Source organism: Lysinibacillus sp. ACHW1.5, from assembly GCF_022014815.1.
Taxonomy (GTDB): Bacteria; Bacillota; Bacilli; order Bacillales_A; family Planococcaceae; genus Lysinibacillus; species Lysinibacillus capsici.
In genome coordinates, this window is the sequence record NZ_CP091777.1 from 887,823 (window position 1) to 914,552 (window position 26,730).

Annotated in this window: 26 protein-coding genes; 19 read left to right on the forward strand and 7 right to left on the reverse strand. The window is 37.4% G+C overall.

What is annotated here, in order from left to right; genetic code table 11:
• Positions 1 to 59: 59 nt before the first annotated feature.
• Genes L6W14_RS04080 through pyc form a run of 3 tightly spaced genes read left to right on the forward strand, consistent with a single transcriptional unit; the run spans position 60 to position 5,030 of the window.
• Entirely contained in the window at positions 60 to 341 is a 282-nt protein-coding gene (locus tag L6W14_RS04080; RefSeq protein ID WP_004224778.1) for an Fpa/YlaN family protein, read from the forward strand.
• Between the two features lie 60 nt (positions 342 to 401).
• Positions 402 to 1,583 carry an FtsW/RodA/SpoVE family cell cycle protein gene (locus L6W14_RS04085; protein WP_131521649.1) on the forward strand — a complete coding sequence of 394 codons (1,182 nt, stop codon included), beginning with the start codon at positions 402 to 404 and terminating at the stop codon, positions 1,581 to 1,583.
• 12 nt (positions 1,584 to 1,595) lie between these two features.
• Entirely contained in the window at positions 1,596 to 5,030 is a 3,435-nt protein-coding gene (gene pyc / locus L6W14_RS04090) for a pyruvate carboxylase (protein WP_131521648.1), read from the forward strand.
• A gap of 265 nt (positions 5,031 to 5,295) precedes the next feature.
• On the opposite strand, the gene L6W14_RS04095 is transcribed toward pyc, so the two are convergent.
• The gene (locus L6W14_RS04095; RefSeq protein WP_048394700.1) at positions 5,296 to 6,219 is read right to left on the reverse strand and encodes a COX15/CtaA family protein; all 924 of its coding nucleotides are present in this window, start codon (positions 6,217 to 6,219) and stop codon (positions 5,296 to 5,298) included.
• A gap of 336 nt (positions 6,220 to 6,555) precedes the next feature.
• Between L6W14_RS04095 and cyoE the strand changes: the two genes are divergently transcribed.
• The 7 genes from cyoE to L6W14_RS04130 all read left to right on the forward strand — a co-directional run bounded on the left by cyoE (position 6,556) and on the right by L6W14_RS04130 (position 13,162).
• Positions 6,556 to 7,473 carry a heme o synthase gene (gene cyoE / locus L6W14_RS04100; protein ID WP_131521647.1) on the forward strand — a complete coding sequence of 306 codons (918 nt, stop codon included), beginning with the start codon at positions 6,556 to 6,558 and terminating at the stop codon, positions 7,471 to 7,473.
• 99 nt (positions 7,474 to 7,572) lie between these two features.
• Positions 7,573 to 8,661: a cytochrome c oxidase subunit II gene (coxB, locus tag L6W14_RS04105; RefSeq protein WP_131521646.1), complete on the forward strand. Its 1,089-nt coding sequence runs from the start codon at positions 7,573 to 7,575 to the stop codon at positions 8,659 to 8,661.
• Between the two features lie 40 nt (positions 8,662 to 8,701).
• Complete coding sequence (ctaD, locus tag L6W14_RS04110) at positions 8,702 to 10,585, forward strand: cytochrome c oxidase subunit I (protein ID WP_131521645.1); 1,884 nt, start codon at positions 8,702 to 8,704, stop codon at positions 10,583 to 10,585.
• A complete protein-coding gene (locus tag L6W14_RS04115) occupies positions 10,585 to 11,211 on the forward strand; it encodes a cytochrome c oxidase subunit 3 (RefSeq protein WP_004224788.1) in 627 nt (208 codons plus the stop codon). Before ctaD ends, L6W14_RS04115 begins: the two co-directional genes overlap by 1 nt.
• Entirely contained in the window at positions 11,211 to 11,555 is a 345-nt protein-coding gene (locus tag L6W14_RS04120) for a cytochrome C oxidase subunit IV family protein (RefSeq protein ID WP_004224789.1), read from the forward strand. The genes L6W14_RS04115 and L6W14_RS04120 overlap by 1 nt, the downstream gene beginning before the upstream one ends.
• Before the next feature lie 181 nt (positions 11,556 to 11,736).
• The gene (gene ctaG / locus L6W14_RS04125) at positions 11,737 to 12,660 is read left to right on the forward strand and encodes a cytochrome c oxidase assembly factor CtaG (RefSeq protein ID WP_131521644.1); all 924 of its coding nucleotides are present in this window, start codon (positions 11,737 to 11,739) and stop codon (positions 12,658 to 12,660) included.
• A gap of 40 nt (positions 12,661 to 12,700) precedes the next feature.
• Positions 12,701 to 13,162: a DUF420 domain-containing protein gene (locus tag L6W14_RS04130; protein WP_016992774.1), complete on the forward strand. Its 462-nt coding sequence runs from the start codon at positions 12,701 to 12,703 to the stop codon at positions 13,160 to 13,162.
• 14 nt (positions 13,163 to 13,176) lie between these two features.
• On the opposite strand, the gene ytvI is transcribed toward L6W14_RS04130, so the two are convergent.
• Both ytvI and L6W14_RS04140 read right to left on the reverse strand, forming a co-directional pair.
• Complete coding sequence (ytvI, locus tag L6W14_RS04135) at positions 13,177 to 14,238, reverse strand: sporulation integral membrane protein YtvI (protein WP_131521643.1); 1,062 nt, start codon at positions 14,236 to 14,238, stop codon at positions 13,177 to 13,179.
• A 145-nt stretch (positions 14,239 to 14,383) separates the two neighbouring features.
• The gene (locus L6W14_RS04140) at positions 14,384 to 14,785 is read right to left on the reverse strand and encodes a YugN family protein (RefSeq protein WP_004224795.1); all 402 of its coding nucleotides are present in this window, start codon (positions 14,783 to 14,785) and stop codon (positions 14,384 to 14,386) included.
• A gap of 147 nt (positions 14,786 to 14,932) precedes the next feature.
• Between L6W14_RS04140 and L6W14_RS04145 the strand changes: the two genes are divergently transcribed.
• Positions 14,933 to 16,087: a CAP domain-containing protein gene (locus L6W14_RS04145; protein ID WP_237899524.1), complete on the forward strand. Its 1,155-nt coding sequence runs from the start codon at positions 14,933 to 14,935 to the stop codon at positions 16,085 to 16,087.
• A gap of 151 nt (positions 16,088 to 16,238) precedes the next feature.
• Positions 16,239 to 17,711, forward strand: a complete 1,473-nt coding sequence (locus L6W14_RS04150) for a UDP-N-acetylmuramoyl-L-alanyl-D-glutamate--2,6-diaminopimelate ligase (protein ID WP_131521641.1) — start codon at positions 16,239 to 16,241, stop codon at positions 17,709 to 17,711.
• Here the strand turns inward: L6W14_RS04150 and L6W14_RS04155 are convergent.
• Complete coding sequence (locus L6W14_RS04155) at positions 17,692 to 18,192, reverse strand: PaaI family thioesterase (protein ID WP_237899526.1); 501 nt, start codon at positions 18,190 to 18,192, stop codon at positions 17,692 to 17,694. The genes L6W14_RS04150 and L6W14_RS04155 overlap by 20 nt on opposite strands.
• A gap of 87 nt (positions 18,193 to 18,279) precedes the next feature.
• Between L6W14_RS04155 and L6W14_RS04160 the strand changes: the two genes are divergently transcribed.
• Both L6W14_RS04160 and L6W14_RS04165 read left to right on the forward strand, forming a co-directional pair.
• Positions 18,280 to 18,726 carry a YlbF/YmcA family competence regulator gene (locus L6W14_RS04160; RefSeq protein ID WP_004224800.1) on the forward strand — a complete coding sequence of 149 codons (447 nt, stop codon included), beginning with the start codon at positions 18,280 to 18,282 and terminating at the stop codon, positions 18,724 to 18,726.
• Between the two features lie 108 nt (positions 18,727 to 18,834).
• Positions 18,835 to 19,887 (forward strand): tartrate dehydrogenase, encoded by a 1,053-nt coding sequence (locus tag L6W14_RS04165; protein WP_237899528.1) that lies wholly within the window; start codon positions 18,835 to 18,837, stop codon positions 19,885 to 19,887.
• Positions 19,888 to 19,977: 90 nt separating this feature from the next.
• Here the strand turns inward: L6W14_RS04165 and L6W14_RS04170 are convergent, their stop codons facing one another.
• Positions 19,978 to 20,889, reverse strand: coding sequence for a glycerophosphodiester phosphodiesterase family protein (locus L6W14_RS04170; RefSeq protein WP_131521638.1), 912 nt, complete (start codon positions 20,887 to 20,889; stop codon positions 19,978 to 19,980).
• Positions 20,890 to 21,291: 402 nt separating this feature from the next.
• On the opposite strand from L6W14_RS04170, the gene L6W14_RS04175 reads away from it, so the two are divergent.
• Positions 21,292 to 21,564 carry a YlbG family protein gene (locus L6W14_RS04175; RefSeq protein ID WP_004224806.1) on the forward strand — a complete coding sequence of 91 codons (273 nt, stop codon included), beginning with the start codon at positions 21,292 to 21,294 and terminating at the stop codon, positions 21,562 to 21,564.
• A 2-nt stretch (positions 21,565 to 21,566) separates the two neighbouring features.
• Here L6W14_RS04175 and L6W14_RS04180 read toward each other — a convergent pair whose 3' ends face one another.
• Complete coding sequence (locus tag L6W14_RS04180) at positions 21,567 to 21,956, reverse strand: DUF7147 family protein (protein WP_036077099.1); 390 nt, start codon at positions 21,954 to 21,956, stop codon at positions 21,567 to 21,569.
• A gap of 56 nt (positions 21,957 to 22,012) precedes the next feature.
• Between L6W14_RS04180 and L6W14_RS04185 the strand changes: the two genes are divergently transcribed.
• The 3 genes from L6W14_RS04185 (at position 22,013) to coaD (ending at position 24,565) form a co-directional block, all read left to right on the forward strand.
• Complete coding sequence (locus L6W14_RS04185) at positions 22,013 to 23,434, forward strand: RNA polymerase II (protein WP_131521637.1); 1,422 nt, start codon at positions 22,013 to 22,015, stop codon at positions 23,432 to 23,434.
• Positions 23,435 to 23,505: 71 nt separating this feature from the next.
• Positions 23,506 to 24,072, forward strand: coding sequence for a 16S rRNA (guanine(966)-N(2))-methyltransferase RsmD (gene rsmD, locus L6W14_RS04190; RefSeq protein WP_048394681.1), 567 nt, complete (start codon positions 23,506 to 23,508; stop codon positions 24,070 to 24,072).
• 1 nt (position 24,073) lies between these two features.
• Complete coding sequence (gene coaD, locus L6W14_RS04195) at positions 24,074 to 24,565, forward strand: pantetheine-phosphate adenylyltransferase (RefSeq protein WP_237899535.1); 492 nt, start codon at positions 24,074 to 24,076, stop codon at positions 24,563 to 24,565.
• Between the two features lie 58 nt (positions 24,566 to 24,623).
• Here the strand turns inward: coaD and L6W14_RS04200 are convergent, their stop codons facing one another.
• Positions 24,624 to 25,523 carry a hypothetical protein gene (locus tag L6W14_RS04200; RefSeq protein ID WP_227744967.1) on the reverse strand — a complete coding sequence of 300 codons (900 nt, stop codon included), beginning with the start codon at positions 25,521 to 25,523 and terminating at the stop codon, positions 24,624 to 24,626.
• A gap of 118 nt (positions 25,524 to 25,641) precedes the next feature.
• Here L6W14_RS04200 and L6W14_RS04205 point away from each other — a divergent pair, with 118 nt between their 5' ends.
• Complete coding sequence (locus L6W14_RS04205) at positions 25,642 to 26,688, forward strand: SepM family pheromone-processing serine protease (RefSeq protein ID WP_131521635.1); 1,047 nt, start codon at positions 25,642 to 25,644, stop codon at positions 26,686 to 26,688.
• The last annotated feature ends 42 nt before the right edge of the window (positions 26,689 to 26,730 follow it).

Consider the following 26,730-nt stretch of genomic DNA (forward strand, 5'->3'; position numbering starts at 1 on the left):
TAAAAGATAAACTTTATTAAGATAGAATCGAAGAAATATCAGATAATGGGGGCGTCCTCATGGATACGAAATCACAAACTTCTTTTCAAGAGAAGGCTTTGGAGCTATTAGTTGCTGATGCAGATAAGATTGCTCGCCTTATTCGAGTACAAATGGATCATTTAACAATGCCACAATGCCCTTTATATGAGGAAGTATTAGATACACAAATGTTCGGTCTATCACGTGAAATTGACTTTGCTGTGAAGCTTGGATTGATTGAACGTGAAAAAGGCAAAGAAATTCTCGATTCACTCGAGAAGGAACTTTCTGTACTACACGACGCGTATACAGACAAATAAAAAGAAAAACTCAAACGCTTCTTTGCGCTTTGAGTTTTTTTACTAGAACGAGGTTTTCCAATGAGACAATACTTAAAACGCTATGCACAAAATTTTGATTACCCCTTATTTTTTACGGTCCTATTATTAAGTTTATTTGGGTTAATAATGATTTACAGTTCAAGTATGATGGTTGCTATTGCACAGAAAGAACAGGCACCTGATTATTTTTATCAAAAACAAGTGACTAATTTAATGGTGGCTTTCCTCGGCTTTATAGTGACCGCCTTTTTCCCATATAAACATTATGCGAATAAGAATATTATGTTGTTACTAACGGTCGTATTGGCGGTGTTATTCACATGGTTAAAATTATTTGGTCATGGGGCAGATGAAGTAGGCTCTCAAAGTTGGATTGCTATCCCAGGATTAGGGAATTTCCAGCCTTCGGAGTATGCGAAACTATTTATAATTTTATATTTTGCAGCTGCTTTTTATCGAAAAGCGCAAAAATATACGTTTGAAAAGCTACAACCTACTGAAATTTTTTATCCAATTTTTCTATGGATTTTAGTAGTTGCTGGGGTAGCCTTTGAAACAGACTTAGGAGCAGTCATTATTCTATGTGGTATTGCTGTTTCAGTGGTAGCTTCAAGTGGTATTCCATTTAAAACATTTTGGAAATTTTTCGGTGTATTAGGTGCATTTGGTACAGCTATTCTTGGTATTCTATGGGTATTTAAGGGAGAGCTACTAACAGGAAATCGAAAAGGACGGATATTATCTTACTTAAATCCGTTTGAATATGAGGATGGTAGTGGTCATCAAGTGGTGAATAGTTATTATGCCATTGGCGGAGGCGGCTTAGAGGGACGTGGTCTAGGTCAATCCATTCAAAAACTAGGTTACTTACCTGAACCACAAACAGATTTTATTATGGCAATTATTATGGAGGAATTAGGAATATGGGGAGTTTTAATTGTCCTAGGTGGTTTAGGATTTATTGTATATAAAGGTTTTTCTATTGCATTGCGAACAAAAGATCCATTGGCACGCATGATTGCGGCTGGTATTGCGAGCTGGATAGGCTGGCAGTCGTTTATTAATCTTGGGGGTGTAACCGGGTTAATCCCGTTAACCGGTGTAACGTTACCTTTTATAAGCTATGGCGGTACATCTATAATCATTCTATCTTTAGCGATGGGAATATTGATCAATGTTTCTATGTTTGAAAAGGTAGAGAGGAAAAAAACACAATCATAAAGGGGGATACCTATGGAATCAATCAACAAAATTCTCGTAGCCAATCGAGGAGAAATTGCAATTCGTATTTTCCGTGCTTGTACGGAGCTGAATATCCAAACTGTTGCCATCTATTCAAGAGAAGATAGTGGTGCTTTTCATCGCTTTAAGGCAGATGAAGCTTATTTAGTGGGAGCTGGCAAGAAACCAATCGATGCTTATTTAGATATTGAAGGTATTATTGCCATCGCAAAAGATGCAGATGTTGATGCGATTCATCCAGGGTATGGTTTTTTATCAGAAAACGTGGAATTTGCACGTCGCTGTGAGGAAGAGGGCATTGTCTTTATCGGACCAACTTCTCAGCATTTAGATATGTTCGGAGATAAGGTCAAAGCACGTTCTCAAGCCATTGCGGCTGAGATTCCTGTTATTCCTGGTACAGATGGCCCAGTAGCCGATCTAGCAGAGGTCGAGACGTTTGCTAGCAATTATGGCTATCCAGTTATGATTAAGGCAGCACTTGGCGGTGGTGGTCGAGGGATGCGTCTAGTCCATACGCCAGAGGATCTTGCTTCCTCCTATGAAAGAGCAAAATCTGAGGCAAAGGCTGCTTTTGGTTCCGATGAAGTATATGTAGAAAAAGCAATCATAAAACCCAAACACATTGAAGTACAAATTATTGGCGATAAACATGGCAATATTGTGCATTTATATGAGCGTGATTGCTCAATTCAGCGTCGTCATCAAAAAGTGGTAGAAATTGCGCCATCTCATTCGATTTCACAAGAGTTAAGAAATCGTATTTGCGATGCTGCTGTGAAATTAATGAAGAATGTCTCGTACATAAATGCAGGGACAGTGGAATTTTTAGTCGCAGGAGACGATTTTTATTTCATCGAGGTAAACCCTCGCATTCAAGTAGAACATACAATTACAGAAATGATTACAGGTGTTGATATCGTCCATGCCCAAATTAAGGTAGCGGCAGGCTATGGACTTCACAGTGAAGAAATTCATATGCCAAAGCAAGAAGATATGCCAATGATTGGCTATGCCATTCAAGCCCGTGTGACAACAGAAGACCCTGCAAATGACTTTATGCCAGATACAGGAAAGTTAATGGTTTACCGTTCAAGTGGTGGTTTTGGCGTGCGATTAGATGCTGGGAATGGGTTCCAGGGTGCTGTCGTAACACCATACTACGACTCTTTGTTGGTGAAAATTTCCACTTCGGGTATGAACTTTAAAGAAGCTGCTGCGAAAATGGATCGTAATTTAAAAGAATTCCGTATTCGTGGCGTTAAAACAAATATTCCGTTTTTAAATAATGTGGTGACACATGAGAAGTTTTTATCAGGTGCCTTTGATACTAGCTTTATTGATACAACACCAGAGCTTTTCGAGTTTCCTGTCCGTAAAGACCGTGGAACAAAGCTGTTAAGCTACATAGGGAATGTGACCTTAAATGGCTTCCCTGGTGTAGAGAAGAAGTCAAAACCTATCTTTGTTCAGCCAAACCAACCTAAAATTGATCCTTTAATTGTACCTCCAGCAGGTACAAAGCAAATTTTAGATACACAGGGAGCAGATGGCTTAGTGCAGTGGATTTTAGCACAGGAAGACGTACTACTTACAGATACTACATTCCGTGATGCACACCAATCTCTACTTGCAACACGTGTTCGTTCTCAGGATATGTATCAAATTGCAGATGCAACAGCTCGCATGATGCATCAGTTATTCTCGCTGGAAATGTGGGGCGGTGCAACATTCGATGTAGCGTATCGCTTCTTAAAAGAAGATCCATGGGAGCGACTAGCGAAACTGCGTGAGCAAGTGCCGAATGTGCTATTCCAGATGTTACTGCGTGGAGCTAATGCTGTTGGTTATACAAACTATCCTGACAATCTAATCCGAGAATTTATCGCTGAATCAGCTTCATCAGGAATTGATGTATTCCGTATTTTCGATAGCTTGAATTGGATTAAAGGCATGGAAGTAGCAATAGATGCTGTGCGTCAATCAGGAAAAATTGCTGAAGCGGCAATCTGTTATACAGGGGATATCCTCGATGACAGCCGTGTGAAATATTCGGTGCAATACTATAAGGATATGGCGAAAGAGCTTGAAGCAGCTGGCGCCCATATTTTAGCTATTAAAGATATGGCTGGTTTATTGAAACCAGAAGCGGCGTACCGTTTAATTTCTGAGTTAAAAGAGACGACAAGTCTGCCAATCCACTTGCATACACATGATACTAGTGGCAATGGAATTTACTTATACGCTAAAGCGATAGAAGCAGGTGTTGATATTATTGATACAGCGCTTGGATCTATGGCAGGCCTAACATCTCAACCGAGTGCAAACTCCTTGTACTATGCAATGAAAGGCGGCAAGCGTGAGGTACGAGCAGATATCGATGCATTAGAAAAATTATCGTACTACTGGGAAGATGTTCGTAAATACTATAAAGATTTTGAAAGTGGCATGATCAGCCCACATTCTGAGATTTATGTGCATGAGATGCCTGGTGGTCAGTATAGTAACTTACAGCAGCAAGCAAAAGCTGTAGGGCTTGGTGATCGATGGGAAGAAGTGAAACGCATGTATTCCCGTGTAAATCTACTATTTGGAGATATTGTTAAAGTTACACCATCTTCAAAAGTGGTAGGTGATATGGCTTTATTTATGGTGCAAAATGATCTAGACGAAAATACGGTCTTAACAAGAGGAAAAACGATTGACTTCCCAGATTCTGTGATTGAATTCTTCCAAGGTTATCTTGGGCAGCCACATGGCGGGTTCCCAGAGGCATTACAACAAGTAGTGTTAAAAGATCGTGAAGCAATTACAGTTCGTCCAGGAGAATTATTAGAGCCTATTCAGTTTGATCAATTAGAGGCTGTACTAGAGGAAAAGTTAAATCGTCCAGTTACGAAAAAAGATGTACTAGCTTATGCACTTTACCCAAAAGTCTTTGAGGAATATGCGAAAACAGCAGAATCCTTTGGCAATATTTCAGTTCTTGACACACCGACATTCTTATATGGCTTAAAGCTTGGAGAAATTATTGAGGTCGAAATTGAAAAAGGCAAAACATTGATTATTAAACTCGTTTCAATCGGGGAACCACAACACAATGGAACACGTGTCCTTTACTTTGAGCTTAATGGACAATCGCGTGAATTGGTGATTCAGGATATGACAGTTGAAGTTGATGGTAATCTAGCATTAAAAGCCGATCCAAGCAATCCAAACCAAATCGGTGCTACAATGCCAGGTACTGTGCTGAAAGTTGTTGTTTCTAAAGGTAGTCCTGTTAAACGTGGTGATCACCTGTTAATTACAGAAGCTATGAAAATGGAAACAACTGTACAAGCACCTAAAGATGGTATTGTTAAAGAGGTATACGCAAGTGCAGGAGATGCCATTTCAACAGGGGATCTATTAATTGAAATTGAATAAATAGTCGTGAAAAAAGGTTATATAGATGCTTTTATTAGCATCTATATAACCTTTGTTATTGTGTGTAAGCGATAAATTATTATTATACCGACTCGTAACGTTAATTTGTCTATATTTTGACATTTCTTTTCCAACATTTTTTTAGGATTATGCACTAGTGTCCATGATTATCTTCATTGTTGGAATTATAGAAGCTATGAAGAAACCAAAATTGTCATAGAAAAAAGATTCGACACATCGTTGGTGGCGAATCTTTTTTAATGGGCTATTTCTTTTTCTCATTATAATTACTTCGAGCAACTAGCATGATCATATAGCATAATAAACCGAATAAAAGGGAAATAAATAATGAATGCAGTAAAGCTACCGTTAAATTCAGTTTAGTAAGGACTACTAACATACCTGCAATAACTTGTAAAACTACTATAGTAAAGGCAATTATCCATCCATAGTATATAACACGTTGATGTTTATATTCCTTTACAGCGTGCCAAGTTATGTATGCAATCCAAATGAAAATAATAAGAACAGCTAATCGATGTCCCATTTGCACCCATTCATACATATTATTCGGGGGTGCTAATGGTGTTTCATTATAGCAAAATGGCCAATCAGGACAAATTAAGCTCGAATCTGTATGACGAACTAGCGCCCCAGTATAAACGACTAAATAAGAATAAATTGTGACAGCAATTGTATGCCAACGTAACTTTTTACCGATAAATACGTTATCGGCATCAAATTTCCGATCGACTTCAAATACAATCATAGAGAGAAGAAGAACCGCAGCAAAGGAAATCAGAGATATCCCAAAATGAAGTGCTAAGATGAAATCACCTTGCCCCCATAATACTTGAGCTGCTCCAATAAGAGCTTGCGCGATTAAGAAAAACATTGCTAAGAAACCTAATAGTTTTACTTCGCGAATATGTCCGAGCTTACGCCATGTCCAAACGGTTAATACAAGAATTGAAATAGATACAACTCCTGTTACGAGACGATGTGAGAATTCAATAAGGACTTCTGGTGTAATCTCCTTTGGAATAAGAGATCCATTACAATCAGGCCAGTTTCGACCACAGCCTAGGCCACTATCTGTTTTGGTAACGAGAGCCCCACCTAGTAATATAAGGAGCATCCCTACTGTAGCGGCAACAGCAAACCACTTCAAATACCTGTTGTGTTGCATAAAATGAGTCACCTACTTTATCTATCAACATTACAAGAACGTAATGTTTCTGCTACTAGATAATATCGAAAATACGTATAAAAAACAACTTGTAAAGAGAAGGGACTACTAGATGTCGATTCCATTTCACAAATTGTTCATAATTTCGTGCTTTAACCTTCACAATTCATTTTAGAAAATGTTTTACTATAGATATGTTGTTTTTAATTATATTTCTAGACAAAACTAATTTTTACAACTTCATCTAAATTTCACTTAATGTCTAGAAATCAATCGCAAATTTCGCTATAGTTATTGTTAGCGGAATATGCTTACAAAAATGAAAGGAGAGGTATTATGTCAAACGGTCGTACACTGGCGGCTACTAGAAATCCTGGTCCAGAAACAACATCTGTTGTAAAAGATTTCTTAGCACTAATAAAAATTGGAATCGTTAACTCGAATCTTGTCACAACGTTTACAGGGATGTGGCTGGCTTTTCAGTTTACTAGTAGACATTTCTTGCAAGAGCTTGATGTCATATTTTACACCATGCTGGGTGCGGCATTAATCATTGGTGGCTCAGGTGCAATGAATAACTTCATTGATCAGGATATAGATCCAATCATGAAAAGAACAAAGGCAAGACCGACAGTGACAGGCAGATTTAAGCCAAACCTTGTGTTGACCATTGCCCTCTCATTTTTAATTGTAGGTGAAATTTTGTTATTTGCGGCATCGTTTGCAGCCGGCATGTGGGGACTAGTAGGAATATTTGCTTATGTCGTTCTGTATTCAATGTGGTCAAAGAGGAAGCATGTTAGTAACACGGTTGTAGGTAGTATTTCGGGGGCTATTCCTCCTGTTATTGGATTCGCAGCGATTGAGCCTGCCTTAGGTCCAGGAGCACTAGCCTTATTCCTTATCATGTTTGCATGGCAACCACCACATTTCTATGCGCTTGCAATGAAACGGACGGAGGAATATCGTGCAGCTAAAATACCAATGCTACCTGTTATAAAGGGATTTAAACGTACAAAGTACTCAATGTTATTCTGGATTCTTTTATTATTACCGTTACCTTTCCTTTTAACAGAGCTTGGAATTGGCTTTTTAACTCTTGCTACTGCATTGAACTTGGGTTGGTTAATACTAGCTCTGAAGGGCTTTACAACAAAAGATGATATGAAATGGGCAAATAAAATGTTTATTTATTCGTTGAATCATATGACCATACTATTTGTATCCATCATAATATTTGCGGTGTTTAGCTAAAGTTAGGGATTCTTTCTTTTTATAAGAATTCATATAGACAGAACTGATGTCCTAGGTACACATGAAAATACAACAAAGAAAGAGGGGTTTAATTAAGCTATGATGAAAGGGCTTAAAAAATGGCGTCTTTTTTCACTTCTAGCAGTGATGATGGTTTTCCTTTCAGGTTGTGGTGAAGATTATCTTTCTACACTAAAACCATCTGGAGAAGTAGGTAAACAACAATTGAATTTATTACTGTTAACTACTGTAATTATGACGCTAGTAGTAGTAATAGTATCCGTTATTTATTTACTTGCATTCCTAAAATACCGTCGCTCACGCGTTGGTGAAAATGTTATCCCTAAGCAAGTAGAGGGTAGTCATACTTTAGAAGTGATTTGGACAGTTATTCCGATTATTTTATTATTAATTATCGCTGTACCAGTTGTTACAACTACTTATAAATTTGCAGATGTAGCTGCAATGGATGAAGTAGATGAAGAAGGGAACAAAACAGCCCTAACGATCAATGTAACGGCAAAATTATACTGGTGGGAATTCGAATATCCTAACCAAGGTATCGTAACGGCTCAAGAGCTAGTGGTACCAACAGGTGAAAAAGTTTACTTTAATTTAAAAGCTGCCGATGTTAAGCACTCATTCTGGATTCCTGCTGTAGGCGGTAAAATGGATACAAACGTAGAAAACTTAAACAAATTCTACTTAGTATTCGATAAAGAATCAAAAGATCTTAAAGATGGCGTATTTTATGGAAAATGTGCTGAATTATGTGGACCTTCACATGCATTAATGGACTTTAAAGTAAAAACGTTAAGCCCAGATGCATTTGACGCATGGGTTGATGCAATGAAAGCGACAGAAGGACAAACAGCTGACAAAGCTTCAACTGATCTTGGTGAAGCAACTTTTGCTAATAGCTGCTTAGGCTGTCATGCTATCTCTGGTTCTGGAGCAGGTGGTACACCAGGTCCAAACTTAACTACGTTTGGTGACCGTAACCGTGTTGCTGGTTTCTTAGAGCATAATGAAGAAAGCTTAAAAGCTTGGATTAAAAACCCTGAGGAATTTAAACCAGGTAACTTAATGATGAATGCTGAAGGCACTGCGCCTATCTACGGTGATTTATCTGATGAAGAAATTGAAGCTCTTGCAACTTACATCATGGGCTTATCAGTAGAAAAATAATTTTCGTTCTATGTAACAAATTTTGAGGGAGGTAAAAGTTGTGAGCTCATACACACAGAAAAAGGGCTTTGGAGCAGCTGTCTGGGATTACATCACTACTGTTGACCATAAAAAGTTAGCAGTGATGTATTTATTAGCCGGTACATTGTTCTTCGCTATCGCTGGTTTTGAAGCATTATTAATGCGTATTCAATTAATGAAACCAAATAATGATTTCATATCAGCTGGTTTTTTCAATGAATTATTAACGATGCACGGAACAACAATGTTATTCCTAGCTGCTACGCCACTACTATTCGCATTTATGAACATGCTTGTACCATTACAAATTGGTGCGCGTGACGTTGCATTCCCGTTCCTTAACTCATTAGGGTTCTGGTTATTCTTCCTAGGTGCAGTATTCCTTCACCTGTCATTCTTTATGGGTGGCGCTCCTGATGCGGGCTGGACTTCTTATGCATCATTATCTTTATACTCTCCAGGACATGGTATTGATTTCTATGTTCTTGGTTTACAAATTTCGGGGGCAGGTACTTTAATTTCAGGTCTTAACTTTATCGTTACGATTATTACAATGCGTGCTCCAGGTATGACATTTATGCGTATGCCATTATTCACTTGGACTGCTCTTGTATCAAGTGCATTAATTTTATTCGCATTCCCTCCATTAACAATTGGTTTATTAATGATGTTATTTGACCGTATGTTCGGTGGTAACTTCTTTGACCATACAATGGGTGGTAACACAGTAATTTGGGAGCACTTATTCTGGATCTTCGGACACCCAGAGGTTTATATCTTAGTATTACCGGCATTCGGTTTATTCTCTGAGATTATTCCAGCGTTCTCTCGTAAGCGTCTATTTGGATACTCTTCAATGGTATTCGCTACAATTTTAATTGGTTTCTTAGGGTTCATGGTTTGGGCTCACCATATGTTTACAGTTGGTCTTGGGCCAACAGCAAACGCAATCTTCGCTGTTGCAACAATGGCAATTGCGGTTCCAACAGGTATGAAAGTATTCAACTGGATCCTAACTATTTGGGGTGGATCAATTAAAGTTACGACACCAATGCTTTATGCACTTGGTTTCATCCCGTCATTCGTTGCGGGTGGTGTTACAGGGGTAATGCAAGCATCTGCACCTCTTGACTACCAATTACATGATTCTTACTTTATCGTTGCTCACTTCCACTACGTAATCGTTGGTGGTATCGTTACAGCATTATTCGGTTCAGCGCACTTCTACTGGCCAATTTTCTTCAACCGTATGTTAAACGAAACGCTTGGTAAGATTACTTTCTGGGTATTCTTTATCGGATTCCATTTAACATTCTTCCTTCAACATTTCTTAGGTTTGATGGGTATGCCACGTCGTGTATTCACTTACATGGATGGTCAAGGTTGGGATCAATTCAACTATATCTCTACAATCGGTGCATTAATGATGGGTGTAGGGGTTATCTTAATGGTAATCAACTGCTTAATGTCTATTAAGGGCAAACCAGCAGGTCGCGACCCATGGGGTGATGGACGTACTTTAGAATGGTCAATTCCACAACCAATTCCATTCTACAATTTCCGTCAAACACCACTTGTTCGTGGTTTAGATCCATGGTGGATTGAAAAACAAGAAGGTAATAAAGAAGTTACATTTGCTGAGCCACTAGGTGATATCCATATGCCAAATAACTCAGCGATTCCATTCGTTATTTCATTAGGTATGTTTATTGCAGCATTCGGTGCACTTTACAATCCAGATGCAGATAAACCATGGTCAATCTATGTATTAATCATTGGTTTAGCGATTACATTTGGTGCGATGATTGCTCGTTCTGTTAAAGACGATCATGGCTTCCATTTACACAAAGAAGAAATTCTTGAAATTGAAGAACATCTTTACGGCAAAGGAGGAAATAAATAATGGATTTCAATACTAAATTTACTCCTCATACTTGGCCAGATCATCCTGAACAAGCTACGATGGAAGGTAAAAATAAAGTCGTTGGTTTCTGGATTTTCCTTGCCTGTGAAGTTGTACTTTTCGCAAGTTTATTCGCTACTTATTTAGCGCTTAAGAACAAAGGGCCAGCTGGCATGGAGTTCACAACTCAAGGTTTATTTGAATTACCATTAGCATTTGCTATGACGATGTTATTATTAACATCATCACTAACATCTGTTTATGCAATTTACCATATGCGTAACTTTAACTTTAAAGGTATGCAAACTTGGTTAGCGATTACATTAGCTTTAGGTCTTGGATTCTTAGCACTTGAAATCTATGAGTTCAACCACTATGTGCACCTTGGTTTTACATTTAATCAATCTGCATTCGCAACAGCGTTTTACTCTTTAGTTGGGACACACGGTTTCCACGTAACTTTAGGTCTTGTATGGATTGGTACTTTAATGATCCGTAATGCTAAACGTGGATTAAACCTGTACAATGCACCTAAATTCTTCGTTGCTGCTTTATATTGGCACTTTATCGACGTAGTTTGGGTATTTATCTTTACAGTAGTATACTTGATGGGAGTGATCGGATAATGTCTTCACACGATACACCTATAGTTGCTAAGTCACAGGCACAGTATGAGTATGATCGTCATCATAATGCCGTTCATATGCGTAAACAAGTAATCAACTTTGCGATTATGATTTTCTTCACTTTTATCGCCTTCGCAGTAGTTGCAGCTGATTTTTCTAAATACTTAATTATGCCATTCGTATTATTATTGGCTGGCGTTCAAGTTGTACTTCAACTTTATTCTTTCATGCACTTAGAAGATAAAAAAACTCACTTTGGTGGCGTTATTGGTTTCTTCATGTGGATGGGAATTTTAATCGCATTTACATTCTTCTTAGCATTTTTAACAATCATTTGGTGGTAATCACCAAAAAAAGCACGTTCGTTATTTTGTACGAACGTGCTTTTCCTATGTTTTGAGGTTATGTAGGTATCGAAAGAGGCAAACACTGTTAAACTTAACATTTGTTCACCTTTCGTTCATTGCAGTATAGCTGTAAGCGTTTTATAATAGGAGTACTGAAGTTTAAAGGAGTGCGTTCTATATGCCACTTAGTATATTTGGTTTCCAAGCATTGTGGAGCCCGTATTTAATAGGGGTTCTTGTTTTTATAACAATCATCTATTTTTTAGTCACAACAAAGTGGCGTAAAGATTTTAAAGTAAGTGAACCTTTGAAAAAAGGCGAAGCTATTTACTTTGTTTTAGCTATGATTACCATCTATATTATCAAAGGATCTCCTATCGATTTAATGGCTCATATTATGTTTACCATGCACATGGTGCAAATGGCTATTCTGTTATTGCTAGTCCCTATTTTCTTAATTAAAGGGATTCCTTGGTGGGTTTGGAAGGTGGCTATTGAAGCACCAGTAGTTAGAACATTGTTTAAAGTGCTAACATTACCAGTTGTTGCTGTCTTTGTATTTATCGGTCTATTTTCTTTCTACCATTTACCGTCCATATTGGATTACATTAAATTAAACGAAACATTACATGGAACCTATACATTTGTATTATTTCTATCTGCGGTGTTTATGTACTGGCCTTTAATTCAAAATATGCCAAATAGTAATCAAATGAAGCCTTTGCATAAATTGGCGTATATTATTGCTAATGCCGTTTTAATTACACCTGCTTGTGGATTAATCATCTTTGCCCCAAATGCAATGTATGAGACATACACAAACGGTGATGCATGGTTAAAGGCAATGGAGCTTTGTGTACCAGCCTCTACATTGTCAGGATTATCTTTATCTGGACCAGAGCTATTTACAGACATGAAACCAGTTGCAGATCAGCAATTAGGTGGCGTATTAATGAAAATCCTACAAGAGCTTATTTTTGGTGTACTAATTGGTACAATCTTCACAAGATGGTATCGATCCGAGCAAAAAGATCCAGATAAAATCACTGCTGACGCTTTAGCTGCCCACCAAAAGAAGTGGGAAAGTCAACAGCAACATTAATTGAAGAATAGAAATTTACTTTGTGTAAGGGGTTTTGACAATGGAATTGCAAATTTTGCCTACTATTAGTACATCGTTTATCGTTATTAGTGCTGTACTAGTAGCGATAGGGTGGGGCTTAATTATAAAAAGAAATGTAGAGGGACATAAGAAAGTGATGCTTGCTGCAGGTGTTGCGGCACTTATTTTCTTTATCATCTATGCGTCCCGTACAATCTTTATTGGAAATACAGCTTTTGGCGGTGGAGAAGATTTAAAACCATATTATACGTTCTTCTTGATTTTCCATATTATTTTAGCGACATCTGGAGCTGTGTTTGGTATCGTTAGTATTATTTCAGGTTTGAAAATGAACATAAAATTACACAGACGAATTGGGCCAATTACAAGTATTATTTGGTTCTTTGTTGCCATAACAGGTGTATTAGTTTATTTATTATTGTATATTTTATTTGAGCCTGGTGAAACAACATCAGTAATTAAAGCCATTTTAGGATTTTAAAAAAATCTCCCTCCTTATTTCTGTGCAGGAGGGAGATTTTTTATCGTTGGTTGGAATAGTGAAAGCACTACGACAACCAGTAATGGACCAATTAATATTCCAATAAATCCAAAGATTTTAAAACCAATAAACATGGCAATAAAGGTATTCAAGGAAGAAAGTCCAATTTTATCGCCAATAATTTTTGGCTCAATCATTCGTCGGACTAGAAATTGTCCAATGGTTAGTAAAATTAAGACAGCTGCATATAAATAATCGCCAGCAAAGACCTGATAGACTGCCCATGGGACTAATAAAATAAATGAATCAAGAAAAGGGATAAAGTCTAAAACAACAAGTAAAAGTGCTAACAGTATAGGAAATGGTGTTTTTAAAAAATAAAATGCAGCGAATGATATAGCAAAGATCCCTATCCCTACAAGTAATTGAGCTTTCAGAAATCCAAATAAGGCTAGCTTAACACGTTGGCCAATAAAGATAATTTTTTGATGGTAGTGAAAAGGAACGGGCGATAATAATTTACGATTAATTGTTGGTAATTCTAAAAGCAACATATACAACACAATCCAATAGACAAATATATCAAAAAGACGTGTGGGAATATATGTCAGTAAAGTTGACCAAACATTGACGTTCGTTAAGGATAAAGAAAATTTTTCGATGGATGCTAATGCTTTTGCAATCATAAATTGAATTTGTGAAACTAGCTCTACAGGTAAATGATAGGTGTAATTGCTGAGCTTAGATTGCATTTGAATCCATAGTGCGGACAATTGATTGAGATAATCAGGTATATCAATAATAAAGGATGAAAATTGTTTCCAGCTTATATAGAGGATAAGTGTACATAATAATAAAGATATACTTAGAAAAAACAAAAAAAAGAAGAAGACAACGATTTTTCGTTTTTTTCTAAACCGTTTACTCATTCGAACGATGATTGGTTCTAACAATAACGCGGTTAAGTAGGCAAGTAAAATTGGTAATGATATGGAGATGGACCAAAGGATCAGTATACCCATTGCGATAACAATAATGGGATGACGAAAAAAAGGACGATTAAAAAATGATAACATTTTTCTCACCTACATCTTGTAATAGATATAGGTAGTATGAGAAAAAAAATATTTTTTACTCAAAATAAAAAAGACTGGACCACCAGTCTTTTTACAACCATGAAGCTATTTACGCTTTCTTGCAGTCACTTCAATGTACGAAAGATTAGCGTGCGTTAACAGGTTCAAAGTTATTTTTATTTGTAGGCTCGATTGAGAATTGATCTAACTCTAATTTAACCTTTTTTAAGATTTCTTCACATTTTTTTACAAGGTGTGCTGGATAAACCTCGTCATCGCCATATTCAACACCATGTGGATAATAGTATTTACCAAGGACTGGTTTCATTAATGTAAGGATGGCATCGTGTGCACCTACGTCACCAGAAATAGCATATGCGAATACGCGTAGGTAATAACGACCTTCACGAGTATCGAATCGTTTATCGAATGTCATACGCTCGTAATCCCAGCCGCCATCACATTCTAAACCATGCTTTTTCATAATGCTGACAAGTAGCTCTTGATCAGCTGTTAAATTTTCAAGGTTAGTATTTTCAAAATACATGTATAGTCCTCCTTTAGGTTCTCGTACAAAGTATACGCTCATTTTTATAATAGAGCATATTCGACATTGTTGCAATGACAACATTGTGTCAACCCAATTACAATTGATATAATAACTTACAATAATGGTGATGAAAAGGAGTCCTCTATGAAAGCTTTATTCCGCATTTTAATGGTTTGTGGTGCAGTTGCATTAATTGGCTTTATGTTTTTTAATACCCCTAAGGAAAATGAGCCACTAGAAGGCCCAAATACCAATTCGAATATCATACCTCAAACACAGCTAAAGCAGGAATCTGCAATAGGAGCAATGACACGTCCACAAACGGGTATATCCACATTGATAGGAAAAGGCACACAAGCTGTTTTAGAACGATATGGGGAGCCTGCAAGAAAGGAGCCGTCTTCATTTGGTTATCAATGGTGGGTCTATAATGAAGATGTTTCAACTTTTTTTATGATTGGTATTGATAATAATATTGTGACACAAATTTACATAGCAGGACAAGAAATTGATGCATTTCCTTTTAAAGTGGGCCAAAAACGTGATGAAATATACAGAATGACAATCATTGATTATGAGGTAGCCGCCACTGTAGGCGAAAATATTTTCATTTTCTCCATGAGTGAAGAAGATATGCAAACAAGGCTACTTATCAAATTTGATGGTCTTTACGCACAGCTTTACATAGATCGGGAAACAAGTGAGTTGCAGGGGATACGATATACAGATAGTGAAACACTTGTCCTTCATCAGCCATATGAAATGAGCTATCAAGGGGAGCTTGTTAGACGTACTCCTCCTTCCTCTTTCTTACAGCAAGAAATTGATGTGGCTAGCGCTAAACAATTAGATGATTTGCTAAATGTAACAAGAGTCCATCATGATTTACTTCCTTTAGAAATGGATGAATCATTGGAGGAAGCAGCAAGAATGCATAGTGAGGACATGAAGGTGCAAAATTTTTTAGCGCATGAATCTCCAACCTATGGCGATCTAAAAAAACGATTACAGACGCAAAAAATCGAGTATAGTGAAGCGAACGAAAACCTGGCAACTGCCTATTTTGATGCGATTGAAGCCATGCATGGCTGGACAAATTCTCCTGAACACAGAAAAGTTCTTTTGAATGATCGATATACCCGCGTTGGTTCTGGCGCCTTTGTAGATTATTATACGCAAATATATCTTGAACCTACTACACAAGGAGTGGGTAGAGAAGAGCAAGATAATGAAGAGACGAAAAATGAAAAACAAGATAGCGAAGAATCTACAGATAAATCAAATCAAACCTTACCATAACAGAAGAATATTCAGATGAAGACAAGCTTTCAACAAACGGGCTTGTCTTCATTTTTTATGTGGAGTTTCTCCTTCTTTTAGGCTTCTACATTTTTCGTCACACCGTTACAAACGCCGTCATATGATAGAGAACTGAAAGGGGGAATGAGGTTTGCAATTAGCAGAGTTATTAAAAGACTGGCCATGTAGCGTGACGGGAGGATCTATACGGACAGAAATTACTGGTGTAGAGGACTATGCGCAGGCGGTACAACCTGGTGATATATTTATTGTGCGAAAAGGTAAAAAAACATCGGGAAGTCGGTTTGTCAAAGAGGCATTGGCACGTGGAGCTGCTGCCATCGTTTCAGAAGAAAGTATCTCTTTGCCAATTATAGATAAAGAAATTCCTTTTGTATGGGTTCCAAATACAGCATTATTTTTATCGTATGCAAGTGCGAAGCTTGCTGCTTTTCCAGCAGAAGCTTTAACTGTTATCGCCATTACAGGTACAAATGGAAAGACGACAGTGAGCCATTTTGTTAGTCAGCTTCTAAATGCACTACATAAACATGCAGCAGTTATTGGAACGGTTGGCTTTTTCATCAATGGTGAGAAACAACAAACGGCTTATGAGCAATTAACAACATTGCAAGCTAAAGAATTACAGCCCATTCTTAAGCAATGTGTGCGAAAAGGTGTGACCCATGTTGTATTAGAAGCTTCTTCAATGGGGTTGCAGCAGCATAGGCTCGATCATTGTGACATTGACTGTGGTGTATTTTTAAATTTATCAGAAGATCATTTAGAAGATCATGGAGGGTTGGAAGCTTATAAACGTGCCAAGAAACGTTTAGCGGATTTATCAAAAAAGCTAGTATTAAATGGAGATGATAATTTTTGCCGTTCTGTTGGCATTTATGATAAGAAAAAATCTTGCTCATTTGGTTTTGATAATCACAATGATTTACATATCCAAATCGTCAGTGAATCAGTTGGAAAAACCGTACTATGTTTACAGACTTCCGCGAGTGAGCATATTGTAGAAATTCCTTTTGTCGGTAAATACCATGTGCAAAATGCTGTTGCCTCCTTAATGGCTGTATGGCGCTTAGGTGTCCCTATGGAAGATATAGTTGGACATATGTGGTCATTAAGGCTACCAGAGGGCAGGCTAGAGAAAATTGAAAATCCATTAGGAATTGATGTTTATGTAGATTATGCCCATACAGCAGAAGCTTTACAAGCGGTATTGCAAACCTTTGATCGCTCTAAAACAATTTACCTTGTCTTCAGTTGTGGAGGAAATCGTGATAAGGCGAAACGCTTTGCAATGGGGGCAGTAGCAAGTAAATACGCTGATGTTATTTATTTAACAACAGATAATCCACGTGATGAAGATCCTATTGTGATTAATGAAAGTATTATTGCTGGTTTTACAGAGCAACAATATTATGAAATTTATTTAGATCGCAAACTTGCTATCCATCAAGCATTAGCAAAGGCAGAAAAGGGTGACATTGTCCTTGTTGCCGGAAAAGGGCATGAACAAACACAGCAAATTAAAAATCAAAAGTTCCCTTTTTCCGATCAACAATGTATTAAAGACTATTTTGCGAGTTTAATTACGGACGACGCTGAATAACGAAGAACGATCCTGTAGCAATGGCAAGCCTGCGACCAGTCTCATCTTCAATATCACATTCCATGACTAGCGTTTGGCGTCCCTTATGAACAAAGCGACCACGTGCAATCAATTCTTTATTTGTAGTGGTAGCAATATACGATACATTCATATTCGTAGTAACTACATTATAGCCCTCGGGTACAGAGCGCGAAGCAAGCCCTCCCATAGCGGCATCAGCAATCGTTGCAACAATACCTCCGTGCGGCACCTTTATCGTATTGTGGATGACCGGTGTAATAGGGATACTGACCTCACTGACCTCAGCCTCAAATTTACCTACCATATGTAAAGTAGCATTAATATAACGACGGTGAATGCCTTGCTGTTTCTCCCGTAGGCCATTTAAAAGATGTAATAAAACTTCTTCATCTTCCTCGGTACTGTCTTGTAAAATCTCAGCCACTAACTGTTCAACCTGCTCCTTAGATGTAGTCATCATTTGGAAAACCTCTTTCATTAAAATTATCATTAATGTAAAATTACCATAAAATCTGTTATGATGGGAAAGAGATTGGGGGAATTAAAGATGATGATGACCTCTGACTGGGTAATCATTTTGGATGAGGCGGAAGCGCTTTGTGAGATGATTCTTTCCTCAGAACCTGCGATGGCGCTACAACAAGCGTATGAAGCTGTATATAGTGATGCACAAATTGTAGAGGCTATATATGCATTTAATCGCATGAAAGAGCAGTACGAAGATGTACAACGTTTCGGAAAATATCATCCGGACTACCATACAATTATGAAGTCGATTCGCCAACAGAAAAGGGCACTTGACTTAAATGAGAAAGTTTCAGCCTTGAAAATTGCTGAAAACGATTTTCAGGATTTATTGGATGAGATTAGCCTATTAATAGGAAAAACGGTCTCTGAAGCGGTAAAAGTTCCTGTTAGTAATCCATTCTTTGCATCTGGTTCATCTTGCGGAGGTGGATGTGGCTCGGGCGGGTCATGCTCTTGCTCAGCGTAAATAGGATGTGTATATAACATATCTCTTCTAGACTGTAGACAACTCGAAGGCAACAACTGAGTTAGTTTACAGTCTTTTTTAATAATTAAATTGAAGGAGGAAACATTAATGAAAACTTATCGAATTGCTGTAATACCTGGAGATGGAATAGGCAAAGAGGTTGTGCCAGCTGCAATAAAAGTTCTTGACCAGGCAGCGTTGTTAGATGGACGCTTTCAATTTGAATGGACAACTTTTCCATGGGGCTGTGAATACTATTTAGAGACAGGGAAAATGATGCCTGATAATGGTATTGAGCTGTTAAAACAGTATGATCAAATATTTTTAGGTGCAGTCGGAATGCCTAACTTGGTTCCGGATCATGTATCATTATGGGGCCTGCTCATTAAAATTCGACGTGAGCTACATCAATCTATTAATGTACGACCTGCAAAGCTACTTCAAGGGTTACCATCACCTTTACGACAACCAAATGATTTTGATTTTATAGTTGTCAGGGAAAATTCTGAAGGGGAGTATGCTGAAAGCGGAGGAAGGATACATAGTGGTCAAGATGAGGTGGCAATCCAAAATGCTGTTTTTACAAGAAAGGGTACAGAACGCGCGATGCGCTATGCATTTGAACTAGCCAAAACACGTAATGGACATGTAACAAGTGCTACCAAATCAAATGGGATTACATATAGCATGCCTTTTTGGGATGAAGTGTTTAATCAAGTAGGAAAAGAGTATGAAGAGGTAGGTCAAGCCTCTAATCATATTGATGCACTAGCGGCATTTTTAGTGATGAAGCCAGAAAATTTTGATGTTATTGTAGCATCCAATCTATTTGGGGATATTTTGACAGATCTAGGAGGTGCCATTATGGGAAGCATAGGTATTGCACCTGCTGCAAATTTAAACATTGAAGGGCTATATCCATCAATGTTTGAGCCTGTCCATGGTTCTGCACCAGATATAGCTGGTCAAGGAATTGCCAATCCTATTGGACAAATTTGGACAGGTAAGATGATGCTCGATTTCCTTGGTTATCAAGATGTGGGAACAAGGATATTAAATGCTATAGAGCAAACATTAGCGCGGGGTATAAAAACGCCTGATTTGGGTGGGGCTGCCACATTACAAGAAGTATCGGATGCAATTATAGATTATTTAACATAAGTATTACTGTAATGGGAAGTAATAATGGGTCTAACATTTACATGAAAGGGAAGCACATCAGTTCAGTGTGCTTCCCTTTCATACCTTGTCTTATTTAGACTCTTGAACTTCTAATAACTCAACAGCTGTATCCGGACGATCGGTAATAATACCCTTTGCCCCATTATTGAGTAATTTTTTCATCGTATCTATGTCATTGATTGTCCAATAGTGGACAGGTATATTGAGGTTGTTTAAAAACTGAATAAATTTAGGAGAATCTAATGCAATAACCCCTGACCTTGGAGGAATTTGAAAAACATCCACTTTAGGGTGATATAAATGTCCAAACTGACTTGAGAAGGAAGCAAATGCTTTTCTGACATCTGATTCACCTGCACCAAGTGCTACTTGATTTTGAGCATATAAATTAAAACGATCTATTTGCTCACCATAAAAGCTTGTCACAACAACACGTTGTTCAGCTTGTAGTTCTTCAATTAAGCGCCAAAGTTTAGAAGGCATGAGACTCCCTTCGTAAGTATCTGGAGCATCTTTGATATCAATGTTGATTAACATGTTTGGATAGGTTTCAAGCAACTCACGTAAAGTTACGACATCTAATTTTTCCTCTCGATATGGGAAATTTCCTTCTAAATCTTCAAATTGGTAGCCATGATTTAAGGCATTGATTTCTGCCAACGTCATATCTGCAACGAGCCCATAGCCATCCGTTGTACGTTCAACTGTCTCGTCATGGAAAACAATAATTTCCTCATCTTTCGTTAGGCGAATGTCGATTTCAAAGCCATCAACACCTAGCTGTGCAGCTTTTTCAAATGCGACCATTGTATGTTCTGGTGCTAAAAGAGCTCCGCCACGATGTGCAAGAATTATGGGGCGTTCGAATTGTAATGCTTGTTTACCTTCACGTTGCTGTGGTTTTGAAATAGCTTTACTGCCTGCCCAAGCTGCTGCACTTGCTGCTGCAATTGCAAGCGCAATTTTTGTTTTCTTACCCATATTCGTCCTCCTTAACAATTATCTCATATAAAAAGTAATAGTGAATTCATTGTTTAATCAATAGTAGTAAATACAGGGTCTACTATTAAAATTAGTTACTAGTATAAGTGAATGATGATTTTTTTATGCCGATTTTTTCCATCATATTGAAAAACAATCATTATGGAGGTGCAAATGTCTTGTAAAGTGTTCATTTGAGGCATGATCATCTTTCAGCATTCTTCTGTTCCTGTAATGATGCTACAATTGAATTTAATTAAAACAACTGATTCATCTTCACGATGTTCAACGTCGTATGCTTTTCCATTATAACGGAAAATTGAGCGTTCTGTCAGCTAAACTCTGTTGCTATCATTTTCTGGTCTATGGTATTCTTTTATGTAAGAAATGAGGGAATCCACTATGAACGAACGACAAGGGCTAATCGTTTACGTCCATCAATTAAAACATGCGAAGTCACTTCGGAAATATGGTCATGTTCTTTATATTTCTAGAAGGCAAAAATACGTAGTGCTTTACTGCGATCGTGAGGATATTGACATGATGACAACAAAACTACAACGCCTTCCATTTGTGAAAGACGTTGTGGCGTCTTATCGTCCTTTTGTAAAAACTGAATATGAAAATGCAAAACCAGATAAAGCAAAGGAATATGACTATAAAGTAGGTCTATAAACTTATGTTAATGCGGGTATATAGTTATTTAGTCTTAATATACCTATTAAGTATTGATAAAATAGTTTTGATTCCGAAAATATAGATGAGTGCTTTATTTCTACAACTACTGCTTTTCGACCGAGTTGTTCTATTTGTGCTTCAAACATTTTTTGTCGCTGTGTTGGCTGTTCTTCATTGTATGGGATGCCCTCTCGACAAATATAAATAGGCATGAACTTACTTTCGCCGACTGGTTTAAGAGCGACAGCTAAAGAAATCACCTTCTTGTCTTCTTTTGTAGATGTTAGTAAAAAGGCTTGATGAAAACGTTCCTGGTTGGTTTTAATAATTTCGAGTAGCTCGTAAACATCACCATAGCCTTCACCTAATTCTATAAATTGTTGTGGCATAATAATTGCACATCCTTTCCACTACTCATAGTATCATGCTGCGGGAGGTCAAGCACATGAAATTTGCATTAAGCTTTTTTTCTATTTTAGCACTAATCATTACAGGAACGGTATTTTTTCAATACCATGCTTATTCATCTGATTTAGAAACAGGCATAGGGGATTTTCATTATTCTCAGGAAATAGAAATTGTCTATCGCGAAAATAGCTTAGATATTCGACAACATTTTAAAAACCTACCAAATCAAAAGGTGAAAATTAAATGGCCTGAAAAAGCAACAAACGCGAGTTGCTTTATTGAAAATGAAAAAAGCTGTGATCGTTTATCAGATGAAGTTTCTTACTTTGCAAAAGGGGAGACAAAATCACAATCTGTATCATACATAATTCCAATTGAGGGTGGCTTAAAAAATAAGATGCTCCTTCAAAATGTTTTTGCTACACTAATAAATGGTGAAGCATCGTATTCAATTGTTTCAATTTCTACAGACAGTAAGGTGAAAGGACAATGGGTTACAGGTTTGCCCCTAGTAGGTCAACAACAACTTGTACTTGTCAATTACACAATGTTTAGAGGAAACGGTACTATTCAAGATTTATATTGGCAAGCCGGGGAGCTTAAAGCGCAAGAACAGACACCTGTGTTATCAATTTATGCCCAGCAAAAAGTCCCTCATGATTTTCTAAAGTCATTAGAAAATTTACAGCTTCTAAGTGATGAGCATATTGCAATTATTCAAGAAAAAAGTCCAGTAGCAGTTCATGACGAAAGATTGTTATTTTTACCAACACTTACTGAACAAGCTGTAGAGCAAGAAGTGATTTTATCACAAATTAAATCACAATATAATTTTGTAGATTCCCCAGAATGGTTGTCTGAGGTTGTGGCATCCTATTTAATAAGCGATCCCATTGGTGGAGAAAAAACAAAGAAAATCATCAAGACATTAAATAATTACATGACGGATACTCAACAACAAGCTTGGCAGGAAACATTAAAAAAGCTTGGAGATGAAACGATTTCACCTGATACAATGGACAAGTACTTATCACAGGTATTAGATGCCAAGACATCTTATTTTGCATTAAATGCAGCTCAGCAAAATGGAACCTATCCACTTTTATTTGAGGATGCACGTGATGTCTATGTGGATGATACATTGAAGGAAGATGTTCATGTAATTCTCTATGAGGGACAGGTGTTGTATACGGCAGATACATTATTGCCTTACCTTGGCTACTCAGCTGAGGAAGGAAAGAATGGCTATTATGTAAATAGCGAGCATCGTACATTCCGCTTCCCTAAAGAGCCTGGATTTTATGTATTCAACCAGCGTAGGTATTCATCAATCTCTGAACCAATCATAAAGATAGCTGATCATTATTATGTAGAAGAAGCTTGGTTACAGCGATTATTCCTAGTGGAACTACAAAAAAAGGAAGAACGCATTCAAATATTAAAACAAGAGCAACAATAACTTTTGCAGCGGAGGGCCAACCTTTCGCTGCAAAATACTTTATATAGACGAAAGTACGGTGAGATGCTGATATGAGAGTTGTAGCAGGAGAGCGCAAAGGAATGCCGCTAAAAGCAATAGCAGGAAATACGACAAGGCCTACAACTGACAAAGTAAAGGAATCCATTTTTAATATAATTGGGCCATTTTTTGATGGAGGTTTGGCGCTAGATCTGTTTGCTGGAAGCGGCGGCTTGGGGATTGAATCATTAAGTAGAGGAGCAGAACGTGCTATTTTTATTGAGAAAGATCCAAAAGCATTCCAGGTGCTACAAGAAAATATAAAAAAATGCCGTTATGAAGAATATACAGAGCTTTTTCGTATAGATGCAAAGCGCGCTGTGAAAGCGCTATTAAAGCGTGATATTACATTTAAACTCGTTTTTTTAGATCCACCTTACCATCAGCAGGAGTATTATGACCTCGTACAGATTTTGGTCGATAACCGTAAAATACAACAAGATGGTATTATTTTATGTGAACATGCAAAAGAGATAGGATTACCTCAAAATTTTGGGGAGTTTGTTTTAACAAGACAAGAAACCTATGGCGGAACAATTATTTCTGTTTATCGCTGTACAGAGGAAGAGGGAGAATAAGTTGTCTGAAAAAATTGCTGTAGTTCCTGGAAGTTTTGACCCTGTAACATTCGGCCATTTAGATATAATTAAACGTGCGGCTGATGTGTTTGATATCGTATATGTAGCAGTATTAAACAATTCAGCAAAGAATCCTTTGTTTTCTGTAGAAGAACGTATGGCTTTGATGGCTGAAGTGACAAAAACCTTACCTAATGTTCGTATAGAGAGTTCTTCAGGCTTATTGATTGATTATGCTAAGGAAAAAAAGGCGAGGGCGATTGTTCGTGGTTTACGAGCAGTTTCGGATTTTGAATATGAGATGCAAATTACATCCATGAACCGTTTCCTAGATGAAACAATCGAAACATTTTTCATCATGACGAAAAATCAATATTCGTTCCTAAGTTCTAGTATAGTAAAAGAGGTTGCGAAATATGGTAGTGATGTTAACGAGCTAGTCCCTACATGTGTCGTAAAGGCTTTAAAAGAAAAATATGGTTTTACACATTAAGGATGCAGAGGATGTCAAAAGATCGATGACATCCTCTTTTTGATATTTAGAGCGATTGTTATTTTAGAAAAAACAGAGCATAAATAGTGGGTACAATGATTATGCTAAGGAGGCGGAATTTAATATAAGGTCGTACAGAAAGTTTTGCAGATTTGGCGATAACAAAAATTTGTAAGTGAATACTTATACTTTGCATCGTTAACAAAATCACAACAAGTAAATGGATATACGGAAGATCTGGAAATGCTGTAACTGTCATTTTAAGACCGTTCGTTACCTCCAGAACAGCTGCTATGGAAAGCTCAATCGTATAGGGAAGCTTTGGTATAAGCTGATCTAAGCCTTGTTGTACAATGGTTTGAATCGTTGTGAAAAAGATGATGGTTGTACCAACTAGCAGAATGGTTGGGGCAGTTTCTTTAATACTTTCCGAAAATGGAGCACTATAGAGTGGTGTGTTGTGTACGGAGATATTAGGTGAATCAGTTTTGCGAAAGAAAAAGTAGCCAGTTACTAGGCAACAAATATTAAACGTATGTAGTAAACATAAAAACAACCATCCAAACGTATTACTGTGTAATAAATCAAGGCTTACAAAACCTAATACAAAAAGTGGACTGGGTGCATGACAAACAGCTAGCAAGAAATTTGCCTCTTTAGGGTGTAATTGACCACTATTTTTCAAATAAACAATAGTAGTTGCGCCAGTTGGATAGCCTCCAAGGGCACTAATAATGTAGGCTTGTACGTATAAAGAAGCCCTTTTTGTTTTGGTACGCATAGGGGCTGTTAAACGCAGAAGCCATTGTGTTAACACAAGATACGGCAATAAGTACGGAAAAAGTGCTTCCATGAAAAGATTTACGCCTAAATCAGTACCACTGTGAGCAGTTTGTGGGAATAACAAGAGTAAGAGAATTAGAATTACGCAGAGCACTATTTGAATTGTAGCAAACATGTTATCATCTCGTTTCAACTTTTTGTCATTCACATAGGCAAATGCTAAAATCAATATATGTGAGAAAGGCAAAAACATGAACGTATGGTTTTGCAAGCGTCCTAGGAGGTGTTTTCAAGTGAAGAAAAAAATTGGTATTTATGCAGTGTTAATAGTCGTGATTTGTTGTATGATGTTATACCGACTAGACGCGTATATTATGAAACCTGGAAGTGCCTACGATGTCAGTAAATTTGTTACTGTGGATAGTAAAGAGGCAGATAGTAAGGGGTCTTTAAGTTTAATGACAGTTGCTATGCAGCAAGCCACACCATTTTCGTATTTGTGGGCAAAAGTTCAAAAATATCAAAAGCTAATGGATATTGAACAAGTACGAAATCCTTTAGAGGATGATGAGGAATATAATATTCGACAGTTAAAGTTAATGTCCGATTCACAATTTAATGCCAAATATGTAGCCTTTCAAAGAGCAGGGCTAGAGACAAAGGTTCTTTTTAATGGTGTATTTATATTAAACGTTTTAGACGGAGGAGCTTCGGACGGTATTTTAAAAGCTGGAGATGAAATTGTTGAGGTTGATGGTCAAAAAATAACTAGCCAGCAAATGCTTGTGGATCTATTAAAACCTAAGCAGCTTGGCGATAAGGTAACCATTCAATTTATACGTAATGAAGAACAACATCAGGAGACTATTACACTACAGGAAATTCCTAACGCCCAAGAACATAGAGCGGGTTTAGGTATTTCCTATACTGAAAGCAAATCGATTGAAACTAATCCGAAGGTAACGATGAAAACAGAGGATATCGGTGGACCTTCTGCTGGACTGATGTTTACACTTGAAATATTAGACCAATTGCTTGATGAAGATTTAACAAAAGGCTATGCAATTGCTGGTACAGGTGAAATGCTAATAGATGGATCCGTTGGCAGGATTGGTGGAATAGACTATAAAGTTATTGCCGCTGATCGTGACGGCATGGAAATCTTTTTTGCACCAGATGATGAAATCTCTCGAGAAATGAAGGCGAAGTATCCAGAGCTAGAATCGAATTATGCAACGGCTGTCAAAACGGCAAAAGAGATTAAAACAAAAATGAAAATCGTTCCAGTGAAGAGCGTTGACGATGCTATCAATTATTTAAAGCAACTTCAACCAAAATAATATAAAGGGATGCTAAGAGGACCTTAGCATCCCTTTTGATGC